At 65.6% G+C, this 19,875-nt stretch carries 15 protein-coding genes; 3 read left to right on the top strand and 12 right to left on the bottom strand.

The window, feature by feature from the left end; genetic code table 11:
- Nucleotides 1–6: 6 nt before the first annotated feature.
- The 11 genes from JC607_RS15880 to JC607_RS15830 form a co-directional block, all read right to left on the bottom strand.
- Entirely contained in the window at nt 7–1,257 is a 1,251-nt protein-coding gene (locus tag JC607_RS15880; RefSeq protein ID WP_233092945.1) for a murein hydrolase activator EnvC, read from the bottom strand.
- Complete coding sequence (gene gpmI / locus JC607_RS15875; protein WP_198837876.1) at nt 1,254–2,789, bottom strand: 2,3-bisphosphoglycerate-independent phosphoglycerate mutase; 1,536 nt, start codon at nt 2,787–2,789, stop codon at nt 1,254–1,256. Before gpmI ends, JC607_RS15880 begins: the two co-directional genes overlap by 4 nt.
- A gap of 96 nt (nt 2,790–2,885) precedes the next feature.
- Nucleotides 2,886–3,773, bottom strand: a complete 888-nt coding sequence (locus JC607_RS15870) for a DMT family transporter (protein ID WP_198837875.1) — start codon at nt 3,771–3,773, stop codon at nt 2,886–2,888.
- A gap of 203 nt (nt 3,774–3,976) precedes the next feature.
- The gene (locus JC607_RS15865) at nt 3,977–5,149 is read right to left on the bottom strand and encodes a DNA recombination protein RmuC (RefSeq protein WP_198837874.1); all 1,173 of its coding nucleotides are present in this window, start codon (nt 5,147–5,149) and stop codon (nt 3,977–3,979) included.
- Entirely contained in the window at nt 5,146–7,056 is a 1,911-nt protein-coding gene (mutL, locus tag JC607_RS15860; RefSeq protein ID WP_198837873.1) for a DNA mismatch repair endonuclease MutL, read from the bottom strand. Before mutL ends, JC607_RS15865 begins: the two co-directional genes overlap by 4 nt.
- A 172-nt stretch (nt 7,057–7,228) precedes the next feature.
- Nucleotides 7,229–8,542, bottom strand: a complete 1,314-nt coding sequence (locus JC607_RS15855) for a M16 family metallopeptidase (RefSeq protein WP_370584827.1) — start codon at nt 8,540–8,542, stop codon at nt 7,229–7,231.
- Nucleotides 8,539–9,960, bottom strand: coding sequence for a pitrilysin family protein (locus JC607_RS15850; RefSeq protein ID WP_198837895.1), 1,422 nt, complete (start codon nt 9,958–9,960; stop codon nt 8,539–8,541). The genes JC607_RS15855 and JC607_RS15850 overlap by 4 nt, the downstream gene beginning before the upstream one ends.
- A 175-nt stretch (nt 9,961–10,135) precedes the next feature.
- Nucleotides 10,136–10,735, bottom strand: coding sequence for a DUF3035 domain-containing protein (locus JC607_RS15845; protein WP_198837872.1), 600 nt, complete (start codon nt 10,733–10,735; stop codon nt 10,136–10,138).
- A gap of 130 nt (nt 10,736–10,865) precedes the next feature.
- Nucleotides 10,866–11,360, bottom strand: coding sequence for a signal peptidase II (gene lspA / locus JC607_RS15840; protein WP_198837871.1), 495 nt, complete (start codon nt 11,358–11,360; stop codon nt 10,866–10,868).
- 1 nt (nt 11,361) lies between these two features.
- The gene (gene purH, locus JC607_RS15835) at nt 11,362–12,975 is read right to left on the bottom strand and encodes a bifunctional phosphoribosylaminoimidazolecarboxamide formyltransferase/IMP cyclohydrolase (RefSeq protein WP_198837870.1); all 1,614 of its coding nucleotides are present in this window, start codon (nt 12,973–12,975) and stop codon (nt 11,362–11,364) included.
- Nucleotides 12,976–12,996: 21 nt separating this feature from the next.
- Complete coding sequence (locus tag JC607_RS15830; RefSeq protein WP_370584826.1) at nt 12,997–14,757, bottom strand: heparinase II/III family protein; 1,761 nt, start codon at nt 14,755–14,757, stop codon at nt 12,997–12,999.
- A 266-nt stretch (nt 14,758–15,023) separates the two neighbouring features.
- Here JC607_RS15830 and JC607_RS15825 point away from each other — a divergent pair, with 266 nt between their 5' ends.
- From JC607_RS15825 to JC607_RS15815, 3 genes are read left to right on the top strand one after another with little or no spacing between them, the layout of a single operon-like run.
- Nucleotides 15,024–15,983, top strand: coding sequence for a hypothetical protein (locus JC607_RS15825; protein ID WP_198837869.1), 960 nt, complete (start codon nt 15,024–15,026; stop codon nt 15,981–15,983).
- Between the two features lie 2 nt (nt 15,984–15,985).
- Nucleotides 15,986–17,683, top strand: a complete 1,698-nt coding sequence (locus JC607_RS15820) for a hypothetical protein (protein ID WP_198837868.1) — start codon at nt 15,986–15,988, stop codon at nt 17,681–17,683.
- A complete protein-coding gene (locus JC607_RS15815; RefSeq protein ID WP_198837867.1) occupies nt 17,677–18,510 on the top strand; it encodes a glycosyltransferase family 2 protein in 834 nt (277 codons plus the stop codon). The genes JC607_RS15820 and JC607_RS15815 overlap by 7 nt, the downstream gene beginning before the upstream one ends.
- Here the strand turns inward: JC607_RS15815 and JC607_RS15810 are convergent.
- A complete protein-coding gene (locus JC607_RS15810) occupies nt 18,494–19,756 on the bottom strand; it encodes a glycosyltransferase family 4 protein (protein ID WP_198837866.1) in 1,263 nt (420 codons plus the stop codon). The two genes, JC607_RS15815 and JC607_RS15810, sit on opposite strands and share 17 nt — an antisense overlap.
- Nucleotides 19,757–19,875 lie beyond the last annotated feature (119 nt).

Below are 19,875 nucleotides of genomic sequence, written 5' to 3'. Positions count from 1 at the left end.
AGGACCTCAGTCTCCTGTCGAGGCAGTGGCGGCGAACCATTCGGTCGGATCGACCGCAGTGGCCCCCATTCTCAGTTCCAAGTAAAGCGTTTCCGTGGCTTCTGCACCAGCCCCGCTTTTCGATCCGTTCGGCGCAAGCGGCGCCTGTTCGGTGGGTTCCGGCGCGGATCCGCTGCCGTCACTGCCGCCCATCAGGCCAAGCGGCGCGCCGGTTGCGACAACTTCGCCCACTTCGCCATAAACCGTCCCGAGCCCGCCCAGAACCAGAAGATAGCCGTCACCGAGCTCGAGGATGATCACATTTCCGTAGTCGAGCAGCGGCCCGAGATAGCGGATGGTGCCGGGCCAGGGGGCGGTGACCAGCGCGCGGGGCCTTGTGGCAAGCGTCATGCCGGGGCGGCGCACGCCGGCGCCATCGGCCTCATCGGGGCGCCGGATCAGGCTGCCCACCACCGGCAAAGGCAAGACGCCCATCGCGGTGACAAAGGGGCGCGGTGCCGCGCCATCGGTCGAGGTCTCGATCAGCCCGGCGGCGAAACTGTCCAGCGTATCGGCGCTTTCCAGCAAAGCGCGCAGGATCACCGGATCGTCGGTGAAGCGTTTGGGCAGATCGGTGCGCGCCGAGATTGCCTTTGACAGCGCGGTACGTGCCGCCTGGGCCGAGGCGAGCCCGTCGGTCAGATGCTGCCCGGCCGAGACCTGCAGCGCCCTGAGATCGGCCAGTTCCTGAAGTTCGCGGCGCAGCTGATCGGCCTCGGCCTGGATCAGCGGCGTGACTTCGGCCACCAGCATGCCCGAGCGGGCAGTGCCAAGCGGCCCTGCCGGGTGGATCAGCAACAGGGGCCCGCGGTTCTGTTCCATCTGCGCCAGCGCCGAGACCAGCTGCCCCACGCGGTCGCGCCTGGCGTTGAAACGCAGTTTCAGCACTTCCTCGCGCAGTTCCGCCTGACGCAGGGCTTCGCGCAGCGCGGCGAGGCCTTCCTCATAGGCGCGCACGGTCTGGGTCAGCGCCGCCACCTGGGTGCGGCCCGTGGTCGCCGCCTCCATTGCCGCCACCGCGTCGCGCAGCTGGCCAGAGGCGCGCGCCGCCTGGTCGGAAACCGTCAGCCCGGCATCGGTCGTCACCGCAGGCTCTGCCACCGGCAGCGCGGCTGCCGTCTCGTCCGGCTCTGCCTCCTGGGCGCGGGTCATCGCCGGCGCCAGCATCAGCGCGAGCACGAGACCGCCTGAGACAAAAGAGCCGCGCGCGGACGTCATCGCAGGATCAGGCTTTCGCCGGTCATCTCGGCCGGTTTTTCCAGCCCCATCAGATCCAGCAGCGTCGGCGCGAGATCCGCCAGCCGTCCGCCCGCCCGCAGATGCGCACCGCCCTGAATGCCGGTTGGCCCGCCGACCAGGATCACCGGTACCGGGTTCAGCGTATGGGCAGTATGGGGCTGATGGGTGACCGGATCAGTCATCACATCGCAATTGCCGTGATCGGCACAGATCACCATGGCGCCACCGGCCTTTTCCAGCGCGGCAAGGGCCGCCGTCAGGCCCTGATCTACCGCCTCGCAGGCCTTTATCGCGGCCTCGATCTTGCCGGTATGGCCGACCATATCGGGATTGGCGTAATTCACCACGATCAGGTCATAGCCTTTTTCAATGGCTTCGACGAATTTCGCAGTCACCTCCGGCGCCGACATCTCGGGTTGCAGATCATAGGTCGCCACTTTCGGCGATTGCGGCATGAAACGGTCTTCGCCGGGGAAGGGCTCTTCGCGGCCCCCATTGAGGAAGAAGGTCACATGCGGATATTTCTCGGTTTCCGCGAGGCGGAACTGGGTCTTGCCCTGTTTCGCCACCCATTCGCCCAGCGTGTTCACGATATCCTGTTTGGGAAACATCGTGGTCATATAGTGGTTATGGGCCTCGGAATAATCGACCATGCCGAGACGGGCGACCAGCTGCGGGCGCGCGCCGGGGTCAAAGCCGTCGAAATCCGGCTGGCCGATGGCGGCGAGGATCTCTCGCGCGCGGTCGGCGCGGAAGTTCAGGAAAAAGAGCCCGTCGCCGTCTTTCATCCCCTGGTAATCGCCGATCACGGTCGCGGGGATAAATTCATCGGTGACGCCCGCAGCATAGGCCTGGGCAATCGCCTGACCGGCGCTTGTCCCCGCCACACCCTTGCCATGCACCATCGCCTCATAGGCGGTCTGCACACGCTCCCAGCGATTGTCGCGGTCCATCGCGAAATAGCGCCCGGTGACGGTGACGATCTTCACCGAAGGCGGCAGCGCGGCCTCGATCTCAGCAATCTGGCTCGCGGCGGAAGAGGGCGCCACATCGCGCCCGTCGGTGATCGCATGGATCACGACCCTGACGCCTTCCGCTGCGATGATCTTCGCGGCCTCGATCAGATGCGCCTGATGGGCATGGACACCGCCGGGCGAGCAAAGCCCCGCCAGATGCGCGGTGCCGCCAGAGGCCTCAAGCGCCGCAATGAACTGCCTGAGCGCCGGTTCAGCGCCGAAAGAGCCGGTCTCGATGGCCAGGTCGATCTGTCCCAGATCCATCGCCACCACGCGGCCCGCGCCGATATTGGTATGGCCGACCTCGGAATTTCCCATCTGCCCGCTCGGCAGCCCGACATCGGGGCCAAAGGTCACAAGGGTGGAACTGGGCCGCGTGGCCATAAGGCTGCGAAAGGTCGGAATATGGGCCTGGGCCGGGGCCGAGGTCGCCGGATCCGGCCCGATCCCCCATCCGTCGAGGATACATAAAACGACGGGTTTGGGAACAGACATGCGCGACCTCTCAGGCAGTAACGGGCCAAGTTTTACGCGCGGCCCGGGGGCAGGGCAACCGCAGAAAGCCGCCATTCCCGCCCGCCGGGGCCTCTGTCACAGAGCTTTGTTGTGCCTTGCGCGAACCCGCTGCCGCCAGAGCGTAAAAAGCCCGGCCGCCACCACGATCACCGCCCCGATCACCACATTGATGCGCAGATTCTCATTGAGGAAAACCAGCCCGAGGAATGACACAAACGGCAGCTGGAAATAGGCGAAGGGCTGGATATCCGAGGCCTCGGCCACGTCATAGGCCTTGATCAGCAGCCAATGCCCCAGCACGGCAGTGCAGCACAGAATGGCCATCAGACCCCAGTCAAAGCCGGACATGTTCTGCCAGTGCATCAGGCCAAACGGCGTGATGAAAACGGCCCCCGAGATCCCGGTCCAGAAGAAACTGGTCGAGGCGCTGTCTTCGCGCGCCACATAGCGGGTCAAAAGCCCGTAAAGCGCAAACATGGCCGCAGCCGAAAGCGGCAAAAGCGCCCAGGGGGTGAAAACGCCGCCGCCCGGGTTGAGGATGATAATCACACCGATAAAACCGACCAGCACCGCCAGCCAGCGCCGCCAGCCGACCTTTTCGCCAAGGATGGGCCCTGAAAACAGTGTCACCAGCAGCGGATAGACCACGAAAACCGCATGGGTCTCGATCAGGCCCAGTCTGATAAAGGCCACAACCATGACGCAGATTTCTGCCACCAGCAGAAAGCCGCGCAGGATCTGCAACAGGGGATAACGGCTCTTTGCCGCCGCTTTCAGCCCGCCCGGGCTGCGCGCCGCCAGCGCCAGCACGAAGACGGTCATGAACCAGAAGCGGATCATCACCACCATATAGATGTTCACCGACTCGCCGAGATGGCGCGACAATCCATCCTGTATGGCAAAAATCGCCGAGGTGGCGATCATCAACAGGATACCGAGTCGGGTGTTCTGGGGGGCGCTCATGATGCCATAACCGCTATCATGGAGATCCGGGCTGCAACAGGGGCGAGGGACGCGCTCCTTGCCACGTGACTGCTCCGGCGTGACATTTCTGGCAACCTTCGCCTCCGGCGGGAGTATTTGTGCCAGGGGGAATATGAGCGGCCTTTCCTCTTGATCCAAATACTCATCTTCTGCGACGCGGCGGATGGCTCATTTCCGCCGGCTCAGCTCTGCCCGGCATCCCCGACCGGCAAGGCAGGCGCGGTTACGGCCGCATCCGGCGCCAGCTCCTCGAAGTCGAAATTATCCAGGCGGCGCGCCCGTTTGCCGGCCTTGTCCGAGGAGATGCGGATCTCTTCGATATCCCGCGCCGCCATCTGGAAATGGCGGTCAAGATTGACGACCCGCGCGCCAAGCCGATCCACATCCTGCGACAAAAGCGAGAGCTCCTTGCGGATGGCGCCGGCCTGTTCGCGCATTCTTGCGTCTTTCAGCACTGCGCGCATGGTGTTCAGCGTCGCCATGCAGGTGGTCGGAGAGACGATCCAGACCCGGGCGGCAAATCCCTCGCGCACCAGCTCGGGGAAATTCGCATGCAACTCGGCATATACCGCTTCCGAGGGCAGGAACATCAGCGCGCCATCGGCAGTTTCGCCCTCGAGGATATAGCGCTCCGAGATGGCGCGGATATGGGCGCGCAACGCCTGACGCAACAGCTGTGCGGCCTCATGGCTCTGGCGCGGGGTGTCGGCGCGGCGCAGCGCCTCGTAGGATTCCAGCGGGAATTTCGCATCGATCACGATGGGGCCGGGGGGCTTTGGCAGATGCACGAGGCAATCCGCGCGGCGGCCATTCGAAAGTGTCGCCTGCATCGTATAGCTGTCGGCGGGCAGCGCCTTCGAGACGATGTCATGCAGCTGGATCTCGCCAAAGGCGCCGCGTGTTTGCTTATTGGCCAGAATGTCCTGCAAAGACAGGATGTTGCCCGAAAGATTCTCGATATTTTCCTGGGCTTTGTCGATGGTTTCCAGCCGCTGGTGCAATTCGCCCAAAGATCGCGCCGTGCGGGTCGATGAGCCATGCAGCGCCTCGGTCATCTGGCGCTGCACATCGGCGAGGCGGGCTTCCATCAGCTTCAGCATCGAGACCTGGCTGGCCGCCTGCGCCTCGGACACATGGCTCAGCCCGCCCGAGAGCCGCTCCTGCCCCTCTGACAGCGCCTGGACGCGGTGGCTCATCCAGGCGATCTCGTTCATCACGGGCTGCGCGGAATTGCCCGCGCGATTGGCCGCGCGCAGGATCAGGATCAGCAGCGCGATGAGGGTAACGCCCGCCGCCCCGATGATCAGGATCTCAGGTGCATTCCAGGCATAGCTCTGGCCGAAAACCGTGATCATCGGCGCCCGAAAAGCCGTTCGATATCATGGAGCTTCAGCTCGACCCAGGTGGGGCGGCCATGATTGCACTGACCGGAATTCGGCGTGACCTCCATCTCGCGCAAGAGCGCGTTCATCTCTTCCGGGCGCATCTGCCGGCCAGAGCGGACCGAGCCATGGCAGGCCATGCGCGACAGCACCGCATCGATTTTCGCGCGCGTCAGCTGGCTGTCGCCCTGATCCGCCAGCTCGTCGAGAATGTCGCGGATCAGCGCGGCCGCATTGACCTCGCCAAGGATCGCCGGGGTCTCGGTCACCGAGATTGCCGAGCCGCCAAAGGGCTCGATCACAAGGCCCGCCCCGGCGAGGCTTTCCGCCGCCGAGAGGATCAGGCTCGCATCCGGGGGCGAGAGGGTGATGATTTCCGGGATCAGCAGCACCTGGCGCGGGATCTCGCGGCTGGCCATCTGCGCCTTCAGCCGTTCATAGACGAGGCGTTCATGCGCGGCATGCTGGTCAACGATGACGATGCCGTCCGGGGTCTGGGCGATGATCCAGTTCTCATGCAACTGGGCGCGGGCGGCCCCGAGGGGGAAGTGCTGTGGCGCGGCCCCGACGCCCGCCTGATCCTGTTCCTGCGTCAGCGTCCCGGCCAGTCCCGCGCCCATGTTGGCCTGGGGGGCTTCGGCGAAGCCGGAGGCGGGCACCGCAGCCTGGAGGTGGGGGGCCTGGAAGGCAAAGGCCTGGGCGAGGGTGCTTTGTGCAGGACGGTGCGGCAGGTCATGCGCATATGTCGGCCGCATCGGCTGGGGCGCCAGGCTCTGGCCCGGCCGGAACGCCCCGATCGTCTCGGCCCCCACCGTGGTCGAGGCGCGGTGGCCCGCTCCGGTCAGGGCCGTCCGGATCGCGGTGATGATCAGCGCGCGCGCGGCATCGGGTTCGCGAAACCGTACTTCGGATTTCGCCGGATGCACATTCACGTCGACCCGTTCGGGATCGACAATCAGATTCAGCACCGCCGCCGGATGGCGGTCGCGCGACAACACGTCGAAATAGGCGGCCCGCAGCGCACCGAGCAGCAGGCGGTCATTCACCGGGCGGCCATTGACGAAGAGATATTGCTGGGTGGAAGAGCCGCGCGAATAGGTCGGCAGCGCGGCATAGCCCAGCAAAGCGAGACCATCACGGCTGGAATCAATCGCCATGGCATTGGCGGTGAAATCCGCCCCGATGATCCGCGTCAGCCGCCCCTGGAGCGCGTCAAACAGATCGCCCTGTTCAGGATCGAGCCGCAGGATCACCCTTGGCCCATCGGCGGTCACCTCGGAGAGGGTAAAGCCCACTGCCGGCTCGGCCATGGCGAGGCGTTTGATCACTTCATGGATCGCCTGGGCCTCGGCCCGGTCTGAACGCATGAATTTCAGCCGCGCGGGCGTTGCATGGAACAGATCGCGCAGCTCGACCACGGTGCCCGAGGTCAGCGCGGCCGGGCGCGGCCCGTCAAGCCGCCCGCCGGTGCAGGTGATCAGGGCAGCATCAAACCCCGCCGCGCGCGAGGTGATCGCCAGCCGCCCGACGGCGCCTAAGGAGGGCAGCGCCTCGCCGCGAAACCCGAAGGACCGGATGTTCAGCAGATCACTGCCGTCGATTTTCGAGGTGGCATGGCGGCTCAGCGCCAGCGGCAGATCCCCGGGCGCCATGCCGCAGCCATCATCGCTGACCCGGATCAGCGTCTTGCCGCCATCGGTATATTCGACGCGAATCCGCGTCGCGCCGGCATCCAGTGCGTTTTCGACCAGCTCTTTCACGGCGGATGCGGGCCGTTCCACCACTTCACCAGCGGCAATGCGGTTGATCGCGGCCTCGTCCAGCTGACGGATCACAGGACGCGCGGCTTCTTGCGAGAGGTTGGGGGCGAACTGGCTCATGCCGCAATATCTAGCAGCGGATGGCGAGTCGCGAAAGGCCCGCCAGAGCCCGCCCGGCCTGCCGGTCTCTCCGCACAGATCCCCCCGCGCGCGGCGGGGTGGGGGCAGGGGAGGGTTGCCCTCCCCTGCTTTGTTCAGGAAAACAACGGTCTGTCAGGCGCTGAGCCGCGCGTCACGGCGACGGCGTCACATCCACCGGCTGGCCCACCACCACGAAACGCAGGGCCTCGGGCTGATAAAGCCGTGCCGCCACCCGTTTCACATCCGCCATCGTGACCGCATCGACCTTCGCATTACGGGTGTTCGGATAGTCAATCGGCATCCCCTGCATCTGCATGCCCACAAGGATCGAGGCAATCGGCGCATTGCCGTCAAAGCGCAACGGATAGGCGCCGGTCAGATAGGTCTTCGCATCCGTCAGCTCTTTCTCGCTGATCCCTTCGGTCGCGATCTTTGCCCATTGCGCGCGGATCACGCTGATCGCCTCGGCGACCTTGTCATTCGAGGCCTGGAACTGCCCGAGATAGCTGTCCGAATGATCCATCCCGACAAGATAGGTCCCGATCCCATAGGTCAACCCGCGCTTGTCGCGCACCTCGGTCATCAGCCGGGCCGAAAACCGCCCGCCGCCCATCACCTCATTCAGGACGAAGGCCGCAAAGAAATCCGGGTCCTTCTGCGAAATCCCCGACTGGCCAAACACCACCACCGATTGCGGCGAGGGGAAGTCGATCACGCTCACCCCCGGTGGCAGCAGCCAGGGGGCGGCCCCGGGCAGGGGGGCGCCGGTTTCCGGCAGACCGCCCAGCACGCGGTCGATGATCAGCCCCAGCTCTTCGGTGGTGATGTCACCTGCGGCCGAGATATAGACATTCTCACGCGCAAGAGCGGTCTTCCAGGCCTCGACGATATCGGCGCGGCTCAGGGCCGCAACCGATGCAAGCGTGCCGCGCCCGGTGCTGCCATAGGGATGCTCGCCATAAGCCAGCTGATCAAAGGTCTGCGAGGCAATCGCCGAAGGATCGCGCAATTCGGAACGCAGCCCCGAGAGCACCTGTTCGCGCACCCTGACCACCGCATCTTCATCAAAGCGCGGCCTGTTCAGCGCCAGAGCCAGCAGATCCACCGCCTCATCGCGGTTCTCGCTCAGAAACCGGGCCGAGACCGAAAAAGTATCGGTCGAGGCCGCGAAGGAAAACGAGGCCGCAAGGCTGTCTCGCGCCTCGGCAAAGCCCTTGCTGTCGAGATCGCCGGCCCCTTCCTCGATCAGCCCCGACATCAGGTAAATCGCGCCGCGTCTGGCCGGGTCATCCAGCGAAGTGCCGCCGCGAAAGCGGATCTCCAGCGCGGTGAAGGGGATATTGTGATCTTCAACCAGCCAGGCGGTCAGCCCGCCGGGGCTTTTCACCTCTTTGATCGGAATATCGGCGCAGGCGAGACCCGGGATAAGGATCGCAACAGCTGCGACCAGAGCACGAAACATCATTCTGCGGCCTCCGTTTCACTTGTGGCCGGTTCCGTCCGGGGGGCTGCCTCAGCCGGGGCGGCGGATTGTTCCGGCGCCTGTTCCGGCGACACTTCCGGCGACGCTTCCAGCGGGCGCTCCAGCCAGCCGGTCACCGCATTGTTGCGGTTCAGCACCTGGTGCGCGGCCTGCATCACATCCGCGATGGTCACCTCATCCAGCACCGCCGTATAGCTTTGGATATCCTCAAGCCCGAGGCCGACCGAAAGCTCCTCGCCGTAAAGCTTTGCCAGCCCCATCGCATCGTCTTTGGCATAGATGTCCGAGGCGCGGATCTGGGTCTTGATCCGGTCAAACGCCTCCGGATCGGGGCCTTCCTGAAGGAATTTCGCCAGAACCTCATCCATCGCCGCCTCGGCCTCGCCAAGGCTCACCCCGGGCGCCGGCACAACATAAAGCCCGAAAGTCGCGTCATCGAGCGCGGTGCCATCGTAAAAGGCCGAAGACCAGACCGCGACCTGGGCATCGAACTGCAGCGCGCGCGGCAGGATCGCCGTCTGGCCATTGCCGCCGAGGAGCTCGGCCAGGATCGACAAGGCGGCTGCGGTCTTCTGATCGCCGGGATTGCGTTCCGGCGCCAGGTAAGAGCGGTAGACATAGGGGTCAGAGACCCGCTCATCGGCATAGGTCAGCCGGCGTTCCGCCAGGTGCGGCGGCTCTTGCGGGCGGATACGCGGCTTTATGCCTTCCGAGGGCGCAATGGGGCCGTAATATTTCTCGGCCAGATCCTTCACCTGATCGGGGGTCACATCGCCCGCGATGATCAGCGTCGCATTGTTCGGGGCGTAATATTGCTCATACCAGGCCAGCGCATCCTCGCGGGTCAGGTCGGCAATTTCATGGCGCCAGCCAATGATCGGAACGCCGTAGCGGTGGTTCATGAACAGGGCCGCCCGCATCTGTTCGCCCAGAAGCGCGCCCGGATCGGAATCGGTGCGCTGTGCCCGTTCCTCAAGGATCACCTGGCGTTCGGTCAGCACCACGGCGGGGTCGAGCTTCAGCCCCCGCATCCGGTCGGCCTCCATCTCCATCACCATTTCCAGCTTATCAGCGGCAATGCGCTGGAAATAGGCGGTGTAATCCCAGGAGGTGAAGGCATTGTCATCGCCGCCATGCGCCTCGACCGTGGCCGAGAACTGGCCGGCGGGCACTTTGTCGGTGCCCTTGAACATCAGATGTTCCAGAAAATGCGCGATGCCGGATTTGCCCGCAGGCTCATCGGCGGCGCCGGCGCGATACCAGATCATCTGGACGACGACCGGGGCACGGTGATCCTCGATCACCACCACATCAAGGCCGTTTTCCAGCCGGAAGGCCGAAACCGTCTCGGCCTGGGCGGCAAAGGCAGAAAATGCCGCAAGCAGCGGCAAAGCAGGCATGATCCTCGCAAAGCCGCGGGTTTTCCCCCTGGCTTTGCGGGCAAGTCGGGTCACAAGACGCATCCGTCCTCCGATGGGTTTCCGCTGTGTTCCGGGCGCTGCCCGGCTGGGGGCAGGTTGAACGGGCTCCTGGCGGCTGAGGATCGGGATACGGGTTAAGGACGCATCCCTGACATCAGAACAGCTGGAGGCCGCCGCGCTTCTTCTTCTGGCGTTCCTTTTCTTCCTTCTGCTTGTCATAGCCTTCCGGCGGAGCAGATGGGGTCAAAAGACCGCGAGAACGCCAGTATTCCAGTTCACGATACTGATTGAGCGACTGGTCTTTATAGGCGCGGTAATAGGTGTTGACGCTGAACATGCGCTCAAGAATGCGGCCCTTGTTGTCGCGGCGCCATTGCAGATCTTCCGAGGCCAGCTGGCTGCGGATATCGGCCTGGGTGCCATTGCGCGCGGCATGGGCATAAAGCGCGGCATCGGCGGCGGGGATGCCACCCGAGGCGCCGGGCTTGCCGCCAAGCGCCACCACAGCATCATCAAGCGGGCGCTGATCGGTGCGGTTGCCGCCGCCCGGCGTCGGCGCGGGCAGATCCCTGAGGCTTCCGGGCATTTCCAGCGCCTTCGGCGGCAGGACCGCGAATTCATCCGGCCCGTCTTTCGAACGCAGCCGCATCAGATCGGTTGAATCGCCCTTGTCGGCGGCACATCCGGACAGCACCAGCGCAATCGTCAGCGCGATCATGCCCTTGCCCGACCTTGCGCCCGATCTTGCCTGCATCCTGTTCCCCGGCATTCGTCTTTCCGTCTTATGCTGCCCTTCGGCCTTTGAAGTCTCTTAGCCTATGGGATTGGTCGCGTCACGGGGTCTTTCGGCCAGGGCGCCGGCCCGGCACCGTCAGAAATCCGGCTCAGCCCTTTTTTGCCCCCGATTTCCTGCCCGCAGCCGGCCTGCCGGTAAAGAGCACCAGGCCAAAGGCCCCGGCAAAGATTGCGATATCGGCGACGTTGAACGCATAGGGATTCTCGAATCCGCAGCAGGAGGTATTGAGGAAATCCGCCACCGCGCCGTACCAGATCCGGTCGATCACATTGCCAAGCGCACCACCGACCAGCAGACCGGCGGAAATCTGCGCAAGGGGGCCGGGGCGCGAGCGCCGCACCCAGATCCAGACCCAGACTGAGATCACCAGCGAGACCAGAACGATTCCCCACCGCACTGCCTCGGCATCCCCGGCAAAGAGGCCGAAATTGATGCCGCGATTCCAGGCCATACGGAAGACGAGGAACGGGGGCCAGACGTCGATCTCGCCCCGGTTGATCAGATCAAGGCCCTGGACCACCGCCAGTTTGGACGCCTGGTCGAGGCCGAAGGTGATGAGGGCGGAAAGCCAGGCTGCGCGCATGTCAGTGCCGGAAATGGCGCTGGCCGGTGAAGACCATGGCAAGGCCAAGCCGGTCTGCGGCTTCGATCACATCGGCATCTTTCATCGAGCCACCGGGCTGGATCACGGCTTTCACACCATTGCCCGCCAGAACTTCGATCCCGTCGGCAAAGGGGAAGAAGGCGTCCGAGGCGGCGACCGAACCAACCGCCGGGCTTTCGCTCAGCCCAAGGGCCCCGGCGATCTCGCCGGCTTTCCTCGCGCCGATCATGGTGCTGTCGACGCGGCTCATCTGGCCCGCGCCGATGCCGACCGTCGCCCCGTCTTTCACATAGACGATGGCGTTTGATTTGACATGTTTCGCGACTTTCCAGGCGAAGAACAGGTCTTCCAGCTCCTGGCCCGAAGGGGCGCGTTTCGTCACCACTTTCAGATCAGATAGCGTGATGGTGTCGACATCCGAATCCTGGACAAGGAAACCGCCCGCGACCTGGCGGAACGAGAGCGCACCTTGCGACGCATCCGGCAGCGCGCCGGTGGTCAGCAGGCGGAGGTTCTTTTTCGCCGCGAAAACCGCCTTCGCCGCATCGCTGGCCGAAGGCGCAATGACGACTTCGGTGAAGATCTTCACGATCTCTTCGGCGGTGGCGGCGTCCAGCTCCTGGTTCAGCGCGACAATGCCGCCGAAAGCCGAGGTGGTGTCGCAGCTATAGGCGCGCTGGTAAGCTTCGAGCAGCGAAGAGCCTTTGCCGACGCCGCAGGGGTTCGCATGTTTGATAATGGCAACCGCCGGGCCCTGGCCCGCAAACTCTGCCACCAGCTCGAACGCGGCATCGGTGTCGTTGATATTATTGTAGCTGAGTTCCTTGCCCTGCCACTGTTTTGCGGTGGCCACGCCGGGCCTGTTCGATCCGTCCAGGTAGAAGGCCGCTTTCTGGTGCGGATTCTCGCCATAACGCAGGGTTTGTGCAAGTTTTCCGGCCATGGCGCGGTAACGCGGCGCGGGTTCCGCAATCGCCGCCGCCATCCAGGTCGACACGGCAGTGTCATAGGCCGCAGTGCGGGCATAAGCGGTCAGGGCGAGCCGCTGACGGAAGGCATAGCTCGTGCCGCCATTCTGTTCGATTTCTGCAATCACGCCGGCATAGTCTTCGGTATCGGTCACCACCGCGACAAAGGCGTGGTTCTTGGCCGCCGCCCGGATCATCGCCGGGCCGCCAATGTCGATATTCTCGACTGCGGTGGCATAATCGGCACCCTTCGCCACTGTCTCTTCAAACGGGTAGAGGTTCACGACCAGGATATCGATTGCGCCGATCCCGTGATCCTCCATCGCCGCGACATGATCTTTATTGTCGCGCAAAGCCAGCAGCCCGCCATGCACCATCGGATGCAGCGTCTTGACGCGACCATCCATCATCTCGGGGAAGCCGGTGATTTCGGCCACGTCTTTCACCGGCAGATCCGCCTCGCGCAGCGCCTTGGCTGTGCCGCCGGTCGAGAGCAGTTCAACCCCGTGGCCGTGCAGCGCGCGCGCGAACCCGATCAGCCCGGTCTTGTCCGATACCGACAAAAGGGCGCGGCGCGGGCGGACGGGTGTCGCAGGGGCGGCGGAGCGGGGCGCGGAAATCGACATGGGGCCTCTCTGACGGGGAATTCAGATGGGAACCGGGTCATCCCGGTCCAGATCGCGGATCGCGAGCGGAGTATCCTGGGCTTTCGCAAGCGTCCAGCCGATACGGTTGTCATAGTGCTGGGCAAAGCCCATCAACACGATCTGTTGTGCATGGCGCGGCGCAAGCCGGCCACGTTCGAGCCAGGCCGAGGGCTCCAGCGACAGATCGGCGCCGCTGTCATGACGGAAAACCCAGATCTCGCCAGAGCGCAGCTGCATCGACACCGCCGCCCCGCCCATATCCAGCGAGGCATCGACATCGGGATGCAGATGGAAGCGGATGGTGAAGGGCAGCCCCCCGAGTGGCGAGCGTTCGACCATCCGGTCGAACTGCGCGCGGGCTTCCGGTGTGGTCGAGGACAGAAGATCCGTGCCGCTCAGCCGCCGCCCGTCAGGCGAGAGATGCAGCTCGCGGGTGGCAATCAGCCCGTGACCCGCCTGCCAGCCATCATGGCTGAGCCGGACGAAAGCGCCGTCAGACCCGGCGAAATGCAGGTCCGATACATGGGCGCTCTCGCTCAGATGGCTGGTCGAGGCGCCAAAGCGGGATGAGGAAAACCCGGTCAGTGACAGGGCCGAATGCGACTGCGTCGCCCGTGCCGCGAGCCGCCATTCCGGCCCGGCGCTCTGACCCGGGCCGCAATTGACGATCAGCGGACGCCGACCGGAACTCAGCTCAAACGCGGCGGTCGAGGCATGTGCATGTAGCGCCGCAGCCCCGCCGGGCGGGTCCGCGACATCAAGAATGACGGTGGTGCGGGCGGCAGAGAGCCGTGCATAGCCCATCGCCAGAGTAACATGCCCCGCCGCTGGCAGCGCCCGTGAGGCGGCGAGTGCCTGGTCAAGCCGCCCCTCAGGCCCGGTGCCGCCGGAATGGAAGCGCGCCAGCCCGCCATCGGAATGGCGCAGCGCGCGCAGACAGGGCGCGACCCGGTCCAGGGTCGCCGAAAGCGCCGCCGGAACCGTGTGCCCCGTATCCGAGAGGCTTTGCACCGCCCAGCCGAGCAGGGTGAAAATCTCCAGCAATTCTTCTGGGTTGCGGCTGTTGATCGCGCCGCTGCGGTCGATGCGCTCGTCGCATTCCTTCGCCAGTGCGGTCAGCGCCTGGCCAAGTTTTGGCGCCTCTTCCTCCAGCGAGAGATGGGTGTAGATCAGGCCGGTCAGCGCCTCGATCCGGGCAAGGCCAGGCCGGGCCGACGCCGCGCGGCGCGCCAGAAACCCCGCCTGCCGCGCCAGAGAGGCGAAGAATCGGGCGCGGTCTGAAGGGGCTTCGCCCTCGAGCAGGAAGTCGGAATGATGGATCCAGCGGATCAGCCGCCTGCCGGTCAGCGCCGGGGTCCAGCCCGGTCGGGTGCCATCGCCGAATCGCCGGATCCAGCTCCAGGTCCAGGCACGGGCCCGGTCGCGCGCCCGCGATGTGCCAAGTGCGGCCAGATCATCAAGCCAGGTGAAGCCATGCGCCTCATCGGTAAAGGCGGGGTCGGGCGCGGTCAGATCCCAGATCTCGGCTTCGGCAGTTGCGTCCCCGGTCTCGACCAGATGGCCGGCAAGCACGATATTCCCGGCCATGATCTGCTTGCCGCGCGCATAAAGCCCGATGGAGCGCGGCTCGGGGCGCAGCGAAAAGCCTTCGGCCGGTTTGGCATGGCGCGCGGCCCAGGCGGCATAGCGATTTGCCAGCCGCTCACGCCGGCCCGGCGCCTCGAAGCCCATCTCACTGACGCGGTCACTGGCGCGTGTCACCCGGTTCTGCCCTTCCTGCCATACGCCCTCCGATTGTCCCCCGGAGGCGGCGTGGAGAATAGCCACAGCCTGACGGAATGTCACCGGACTGTCGGCGGGCGGGCGCGTGAAACTGCCGGCATCACGCGGCGAGGTGGCGGGCAGGGGCCGGTATTCGCATCGTTTTCAGGCTGGAAACGCAGCTTTTTCTGCCCCGCTGTGGTAACTGCGAAGAATTAAGGGCAAAATCATCCGGTGATCCTTCTGTGGCAGCCAGGGAACAAGCTGTGAAAAAGCCGATTCTTCTGCTGGCGGGCGCCATTCTGGCCTGCGTCGTTCTTCTGGGTGCGGTGCTGAGCCTGCCATTGGTGCTGCCCGGCGCGGCGCTGGGGCGCGAATTGTCGCAGGAGGAATTTGCCGCCCGTTATGAGGTTCCGCTGCCACCCCCGGCCGGGCCGGTTGCGGTCTACCATCTGGGTCATTCGCTGACCGGGCGCGATATGCCGGCGATTCTCGCGGGCTTCGCCGGGCATGACTGGAACAGCCAGCTCGGCTGGGGGGCAAGCCTGAACGCGCATCGCAAGGGCGAAGTCGCGGGAATGGCAGAGGAAAACGCGACACCCGCCTTTCGTCCGGTGGGGGAGGCCTTGGCCAGCGGTGACTATCCGGTGGTGGTGCTGACCGAGATGGTGGCGCTGGAAGATGCGATCCGCTGGCATGATGCGCCGGGCGCGCTGGCCTTCTGGGCGGCTGAGATCCGCAAGGCGCGCCCCGATGCGCGGGTCTATCTTTACGAGACCTGGCATTCGCTGAACGATACCTCGAATGACCCCGGCGACTGGCTGGGGCGGATCGGCCAGGACCTGCCCGCCTTGTGGGAGGGCGCGCTGCTCCGCCCGGCCATGGCGGCGGAGGGCGTCGGCACGATCCATGTCATCCCCGGCGGCCAGGTGATGGCAGCGGCGGTGCGCGCGGCTGAGGCGGGCGAGCTGCCCGGGCTTCGCGGTGTCGAGGATTTCCTGAGCGATGACATCCATTTCAACGATACCGGCGCCTGGCTGATGGCAGTGACGCATTATGCAGTAATCTATGGCCGCTCGCCGCTGGGGTTGCCCGCAGACGTCGCCCGCGCCGATGGTGGCCGCATCAATATTGATCCGGTGGCGGCAAGGCGGATGCAGGAAATCGCCTGGGATGTCGTGACCGCCTATCCGCCAAGCGGTGTCGTGCAAAGGTCGGTGCCGTGAGGGTGGCGCTGACCCGCCGGGCTTTTGGCAAAACCGTTGCGGGTGCGATGGCTGTGCCGCTGCTGCCCGGCGCCGCCTGGGCAGAGGCGAGGGCGCAGCGCCTCGGCATGGGGCTATTGGGCGGGCGCGACTGGTCGCCGGAGCAGCCCTTCCTTGATGTGATGAAATCGGCGCGTGACTGGATCGGGCATCTGCCGGGGCAATGGGGCGGCCTGGACCATGACGCGCTGGCAGCGGCGGGCGTGCTGGGCGATCACGGCTGGCCGAAGCATATCCCGGAGGGGCTCGACGCCATCGGCACCGTGCTTTTGACCGATATGCCTTCTGATGCGCGCGATCTGGCCGGCCGCTATCTGGTGACTTGGAGCGGCACCGGTGATGTCGCGGTTGGCGGTCTGGCGCGCAATCCGCGCCGGGATGGCCGCCGGATCAGCTTTGATTATACGCCCGGGCCGGGTCTTGTCGATCTGCGGATCACCGCCAGCGATCCCGCCGATCCGATCCGTGAGATCCGCGTCCTGCGCGAAGACCGTGAGGCGCTCATGGCGGCGGGCGAGGTCTTCAATCCCGATTTCCTCGCGCGCCTTAAAGGCATCGGGCTTTTGCGGTTCATGGACTGGCTGCAGACCAACGATTCGCCGCTGATCACGCCCGAAGACCGACCCCGGCCCGGGGATTACACCTGGACGCGGCGCGGCGTGCCGGTTGAGGTCGTGGTGGAGCTTGCGAACCGGCTGGGGGCCGATCCCTGGATCACGCTGCCGCATATGGCGTCAGACGCGCTGGTGGCCGAGATGGCGCAGATTGTGGCGACAGGTCTGGCGCCGGGCCGCGTGGCATGGGTGGAATATTCCAACGAGGTCTGGAACTGGCAGTTTTCCCAGGCCGTCTGGGCGGATCAGCAGGCCAGGGCCCGCTGGGGCGGGGATGGCGGCTGGCTCGCCTTTTACGCGCTGCGCGCGGCCGAGGTCATGGCGATCTGGGCGGAGGAAATCGCCGATCCGGCGCGGCTGGTGCGGGTCCTGTCGACCCAGACCGGCTGGCTGGGGCTGGAAGAGCATCTCCTTGCGCCAAAGCAGGTGACGGATGAGGGACGGCCCGCACCTGTGACCAGCTTTGATGCCTGGGCGGTAACCGGCTATTTCTCGGGCGCGCTGGGCCATGAGGATCGGCTGCCGATGATCCGCGCCTGGCTTGGCGAGAGCAAGGCGGCTGCAAAGGATCAAGCCGCGGGGCTGGGGCTTGAGGGCCGGTCGCTGGAGGCCTGGGGTGAGAAATACGGGCTCGATCAGGCAATCGGGCGCGCCGTTGCGGAATTGCGCGATGGTTCTGTCTCGGGGAAGCCCGATGATACCCTGGCGCATCTGACCGGAGTGATCTGGCCCTATCAGGCTGAAATTGCAAAAAAACACGGGCTGCGGCTGGTGATGTATGAGGGCGGCACCCATGTGACCGGGATCGGCCCGGTCGCCGATGACGCCGAGGTCACCGCGTTTTTCACCGCGCTGAACTATTCGGACGGAATGGGCGTGCTTTATGAGGACCTGCTCGCCTCCTGGGCGGAGCTGAGTGATGCGCCTTTCACCCATTACGGCTTTGTGGCGACCCCGGGGCGGCATGGCAGCTGGGGCGCGCTCAGGCATCTCTCGGATGACAATCCGCGCTGGCGGGCGCTGATGCGGGCCTGTGGCGCATGCTGAACCCGCCGCCTGCACTCAGCGTCATCATCCCGGCCTCGAATGAGGCGGCCTGGATCGGCCCCTGCCTCGCGGCGGTCTTTGCCTCAGATCCTGTGCCAGGCGGCGCTGAGGTGATCGTGGTTGCCAATGGCTGCCGCGACCGCACAGCCGAGATCGCCCGGGCAGTTCCGGTGCCGGCGGGGTGGGAGATGACCGTGCTTGATCTCGCCGAGGGCTCGAAACCCGGCGCACTGAATGCGGGCGGGGCGGTGGCGCGGGGCCGCGTTCTCGCCTGGCTTGATGCCGATTGCCTGGTGTCGCCGGGGGTGATGGCGGGGCTGGTGGCGGCGCTGGCCGGCCCTCGCGCGCTTTATGCCGGGGCCACGCCGCAGATCCCGCGGGCGAAATCCTGGTTTACCCGCGCCTATGCGCGGTTCTGGCAGCAGCTGCCTTTCGCGCAAAGCACTGCGCCGGGCTACGGGCTTTACGCCACCAACCCGGAGGGCCGCGCGCGATGGGGCGAATTTCCCCGGCTGATCTCGGATGACACTTTCGTGCGGCTGCGTTTCGAACCTGAGGAGCGGGTGCAGATCGCCGCGCCCTATGCCTGGCCGATGGTCGAAGGCTTTGCTGCCCTGGTCAGGGTGCGCCGCCGTCAGGATCTTGGCGTGCGTGAGCTTGCCGCGACCTTTCCCGGCATTCTGGAACGCGAGGGCAAGGCCTCCTTAGGCGCGGGCGGGCTGATACGACTTGCGGCGCGCGATCCGCTGGGCTTCGCGGCCTATGCGGCGGTTGCTCTGGCGGTGCGGCGCAGGCAGGGCGGGGCGGAATTCACCCGTGGTCGCTGACCGGATCCGGCCCTTCCGCCGGCAGACGCATCGCGGCGCGGAAATGGCGGGCGAGCTTTCCGGCCTCGATATTGATGTCATGGCGGGCAAAGACATCGGCCCGCGCCTCGCGCCCCATCCGGGCCAGAACCCCGACCGGCACAGCGGCAAAGCCGCGCATCGCATCTGCCAGCGCATCGGCATCGCCTGCGGGCACCAGCCAGCCGGTGCCGGGCGTGACCAGTTCCGGAATGCCGGCAATGGCGCTGGCAATCGCGGGGCGCCCGGCGGCGAAAGCCTCCATCAGCACCATCGGCAGGCCCTCGGCGAAAGAGGGCAACACCAGCGCATGGGCGCGCGCGAGTTCATCGCGGACCCCGGCCTCATCCAGCCAGCCGGTCAGGGTGATGCGATCCTCAAGCCCCGCCGCGCGGATCTGCGATTCGATCATCGGGCGCAGCTCGCCCTCGCCGATCAGGGTCAGGCGCAGATCGGGCAGATCGGTCTTCACCTGCGCCATTGCCTCGATCAGCAGCGGAAAGCCCTTTTGTTCCGACATGCGGCCGATGGCCACAAGCCGGCGCGGTCCGGTATCGCGCATCGGCGCGGGCTCGGGGAAGCGCCAGGTCTCGATGCCGCAATGCACGACCTCGATCGTTGGCCAGTCCTGCACGCCGGCCCAGCGGCAGAGCTGCGCGCGCCCGAAGGAGGAAATCGCCACCGAGAAATCGGCGCGCGCGGTTTTCTCACCGAGATTATGGGCGCGGGGGGCGTCGAATTCTTCGGGCCCATGCGTGGTGAAGGAGAAACCCAGACCGCCGATTTCCGCCGCCAGCATGGCGACCGTGGTGGAATTGGTGCCGAAATGCGCGTGGATATGCGGCAGACGGGCCAGATGGCAGCGCCGTGCGACCTCGGCCCCTTCGATCCAGTAGACCAGGTGACGCAGCCTGCCGCCGGTTCCGGGCGCGCCGCCGGCACCATTGACGCCGCATTTCAGCGCCAGTCTGAGGCTGCGCCAGGCCGCGCCCGGACGGCGCAGGGCGAAGGGCAGGGCGCTGCGGATCAGGCGCAACAGCCCGTGTTCCAGCAGATGTTCGGTGCGGCTGTCTTCGGCGATATCGGCGGCCTCGACCAGACCCGCCCGTTCCGAGCGCATGGCGAAACGATGCACCTGCCAGCCCATCCGCTCCAGCGCGTGAATCTCGCGGCGGATGAAGGTCTGCGAGGGCAGCGGATAGCTGTTGACCAGATAGGCGAGTTTCATGATCCGAATTCATGGCAGCGGCAGCAAAGGCCAGGATCGGGTGCGGCCGTGCCGCTTGCAAGCGTAAAGCGCCCGGGCCAAAGGGAAGGTGGCAAAGCGTTGCACAGGGGCACTGATGG

Origin of the sequence: Paracoccus sp. IB05, assembly GCF_016405985.1 — a bacterium.
Lineage (GTDB): Bacteria > Pseudomonadota > Alphaproteobacteria > Rhodobacterales > Rhodobacteraceae > Pseudogemmobacter.
Note: the sequence above shows the minus strand (reverse complement) of the source record. Positions and strands in the feature narration are given on the sequence as shown.

Bases quoted from the DNA above. Each gene is read 5' to 3' on its own strand.
- lspA (WP_198837871.1), bottom strand. From the start codon at position 11,360: ATGCGCGCAGCCTGGCTTTCCGCCCTCATCACCTTCGGCCTCGACCAG.
- JC607_RS15815 (WP_198837867.1), top strand. From the start codon at position 17,677: ATGCTGAACCCGCCGCCTGCACTCAGCGTCATCATCCCGGCCTCGAAT.
- purH (WP_198837870.1), bottom strand. From the start codon at position 12,975: ATGTCGATTTCCGCGCCCCGCTCCGCCGCCCCTGCGACACCCGTCCGC.
- JC607_RS15870 (WP_198837875.1), bottom strand. From the start codon at position 3,773: ATGAGCGCCCCCCAGAACACCCGACTCGGTATCCTGTTGATGATCGCC.
- mutL (WP_198837873.1), bottom strand. From the start codon at position 7,056: ATGAGCCAGTTCGCCCCCAACCTCTCGCAAGAAGCCGCGCGTCCTGTG.
- JC607_RS15880 (WP_233092945.1), bottom strand. From the start codon at position 1,257: ATGACGTCCGCGCGCGGCTCTTTTGTCTCAGGCGGTCTCGTGCTCGCG.
- JC607_RS15855 (WP_370584827.1), bottom strand. From the start codon at position 8,542: ATGATGTTTCGTGCTCTGGTCGCAGCTGTTGCGATCCTTATCCCGGGT.
- JC607_RS15865 (WP_198837874.1), bottom strand. From the start codon at position 5,149: ATGATCACGGTTTTCGGCCAGAGCTATGCCTGGAATGCACCTGAGATC.
- JC607_RS15845 (WP_198837872.1), bottom strand. From the start codon at position 10,735: ATGCAGGCAAGATCGGGCGCAAGGTCGGGCAAGGGCATGATCGCGCTG.
- gpmI (WP_198837876.1), bottom strand. From the start codon at position 2,789: ATGTCTGTTCCCAAACCCGTCGTTTTATGTATCCTCGACGGATGGGGG.
- JC607_RS15810 (WP_198837866.1), bottom strand. From the start codon at position 19,756: ATGAAACTCGCCTATCTGGTCAACAGCTATCCGCTGCCCTCGCAGACC.
- JC607_RS15850 (WP_198837895.1), bottom strand. From the start codon at position 9,960: ATGCCTGCTTTGCCGCTGCTTGCGGCATTTTCTGCCTTTGCCGCCCAG.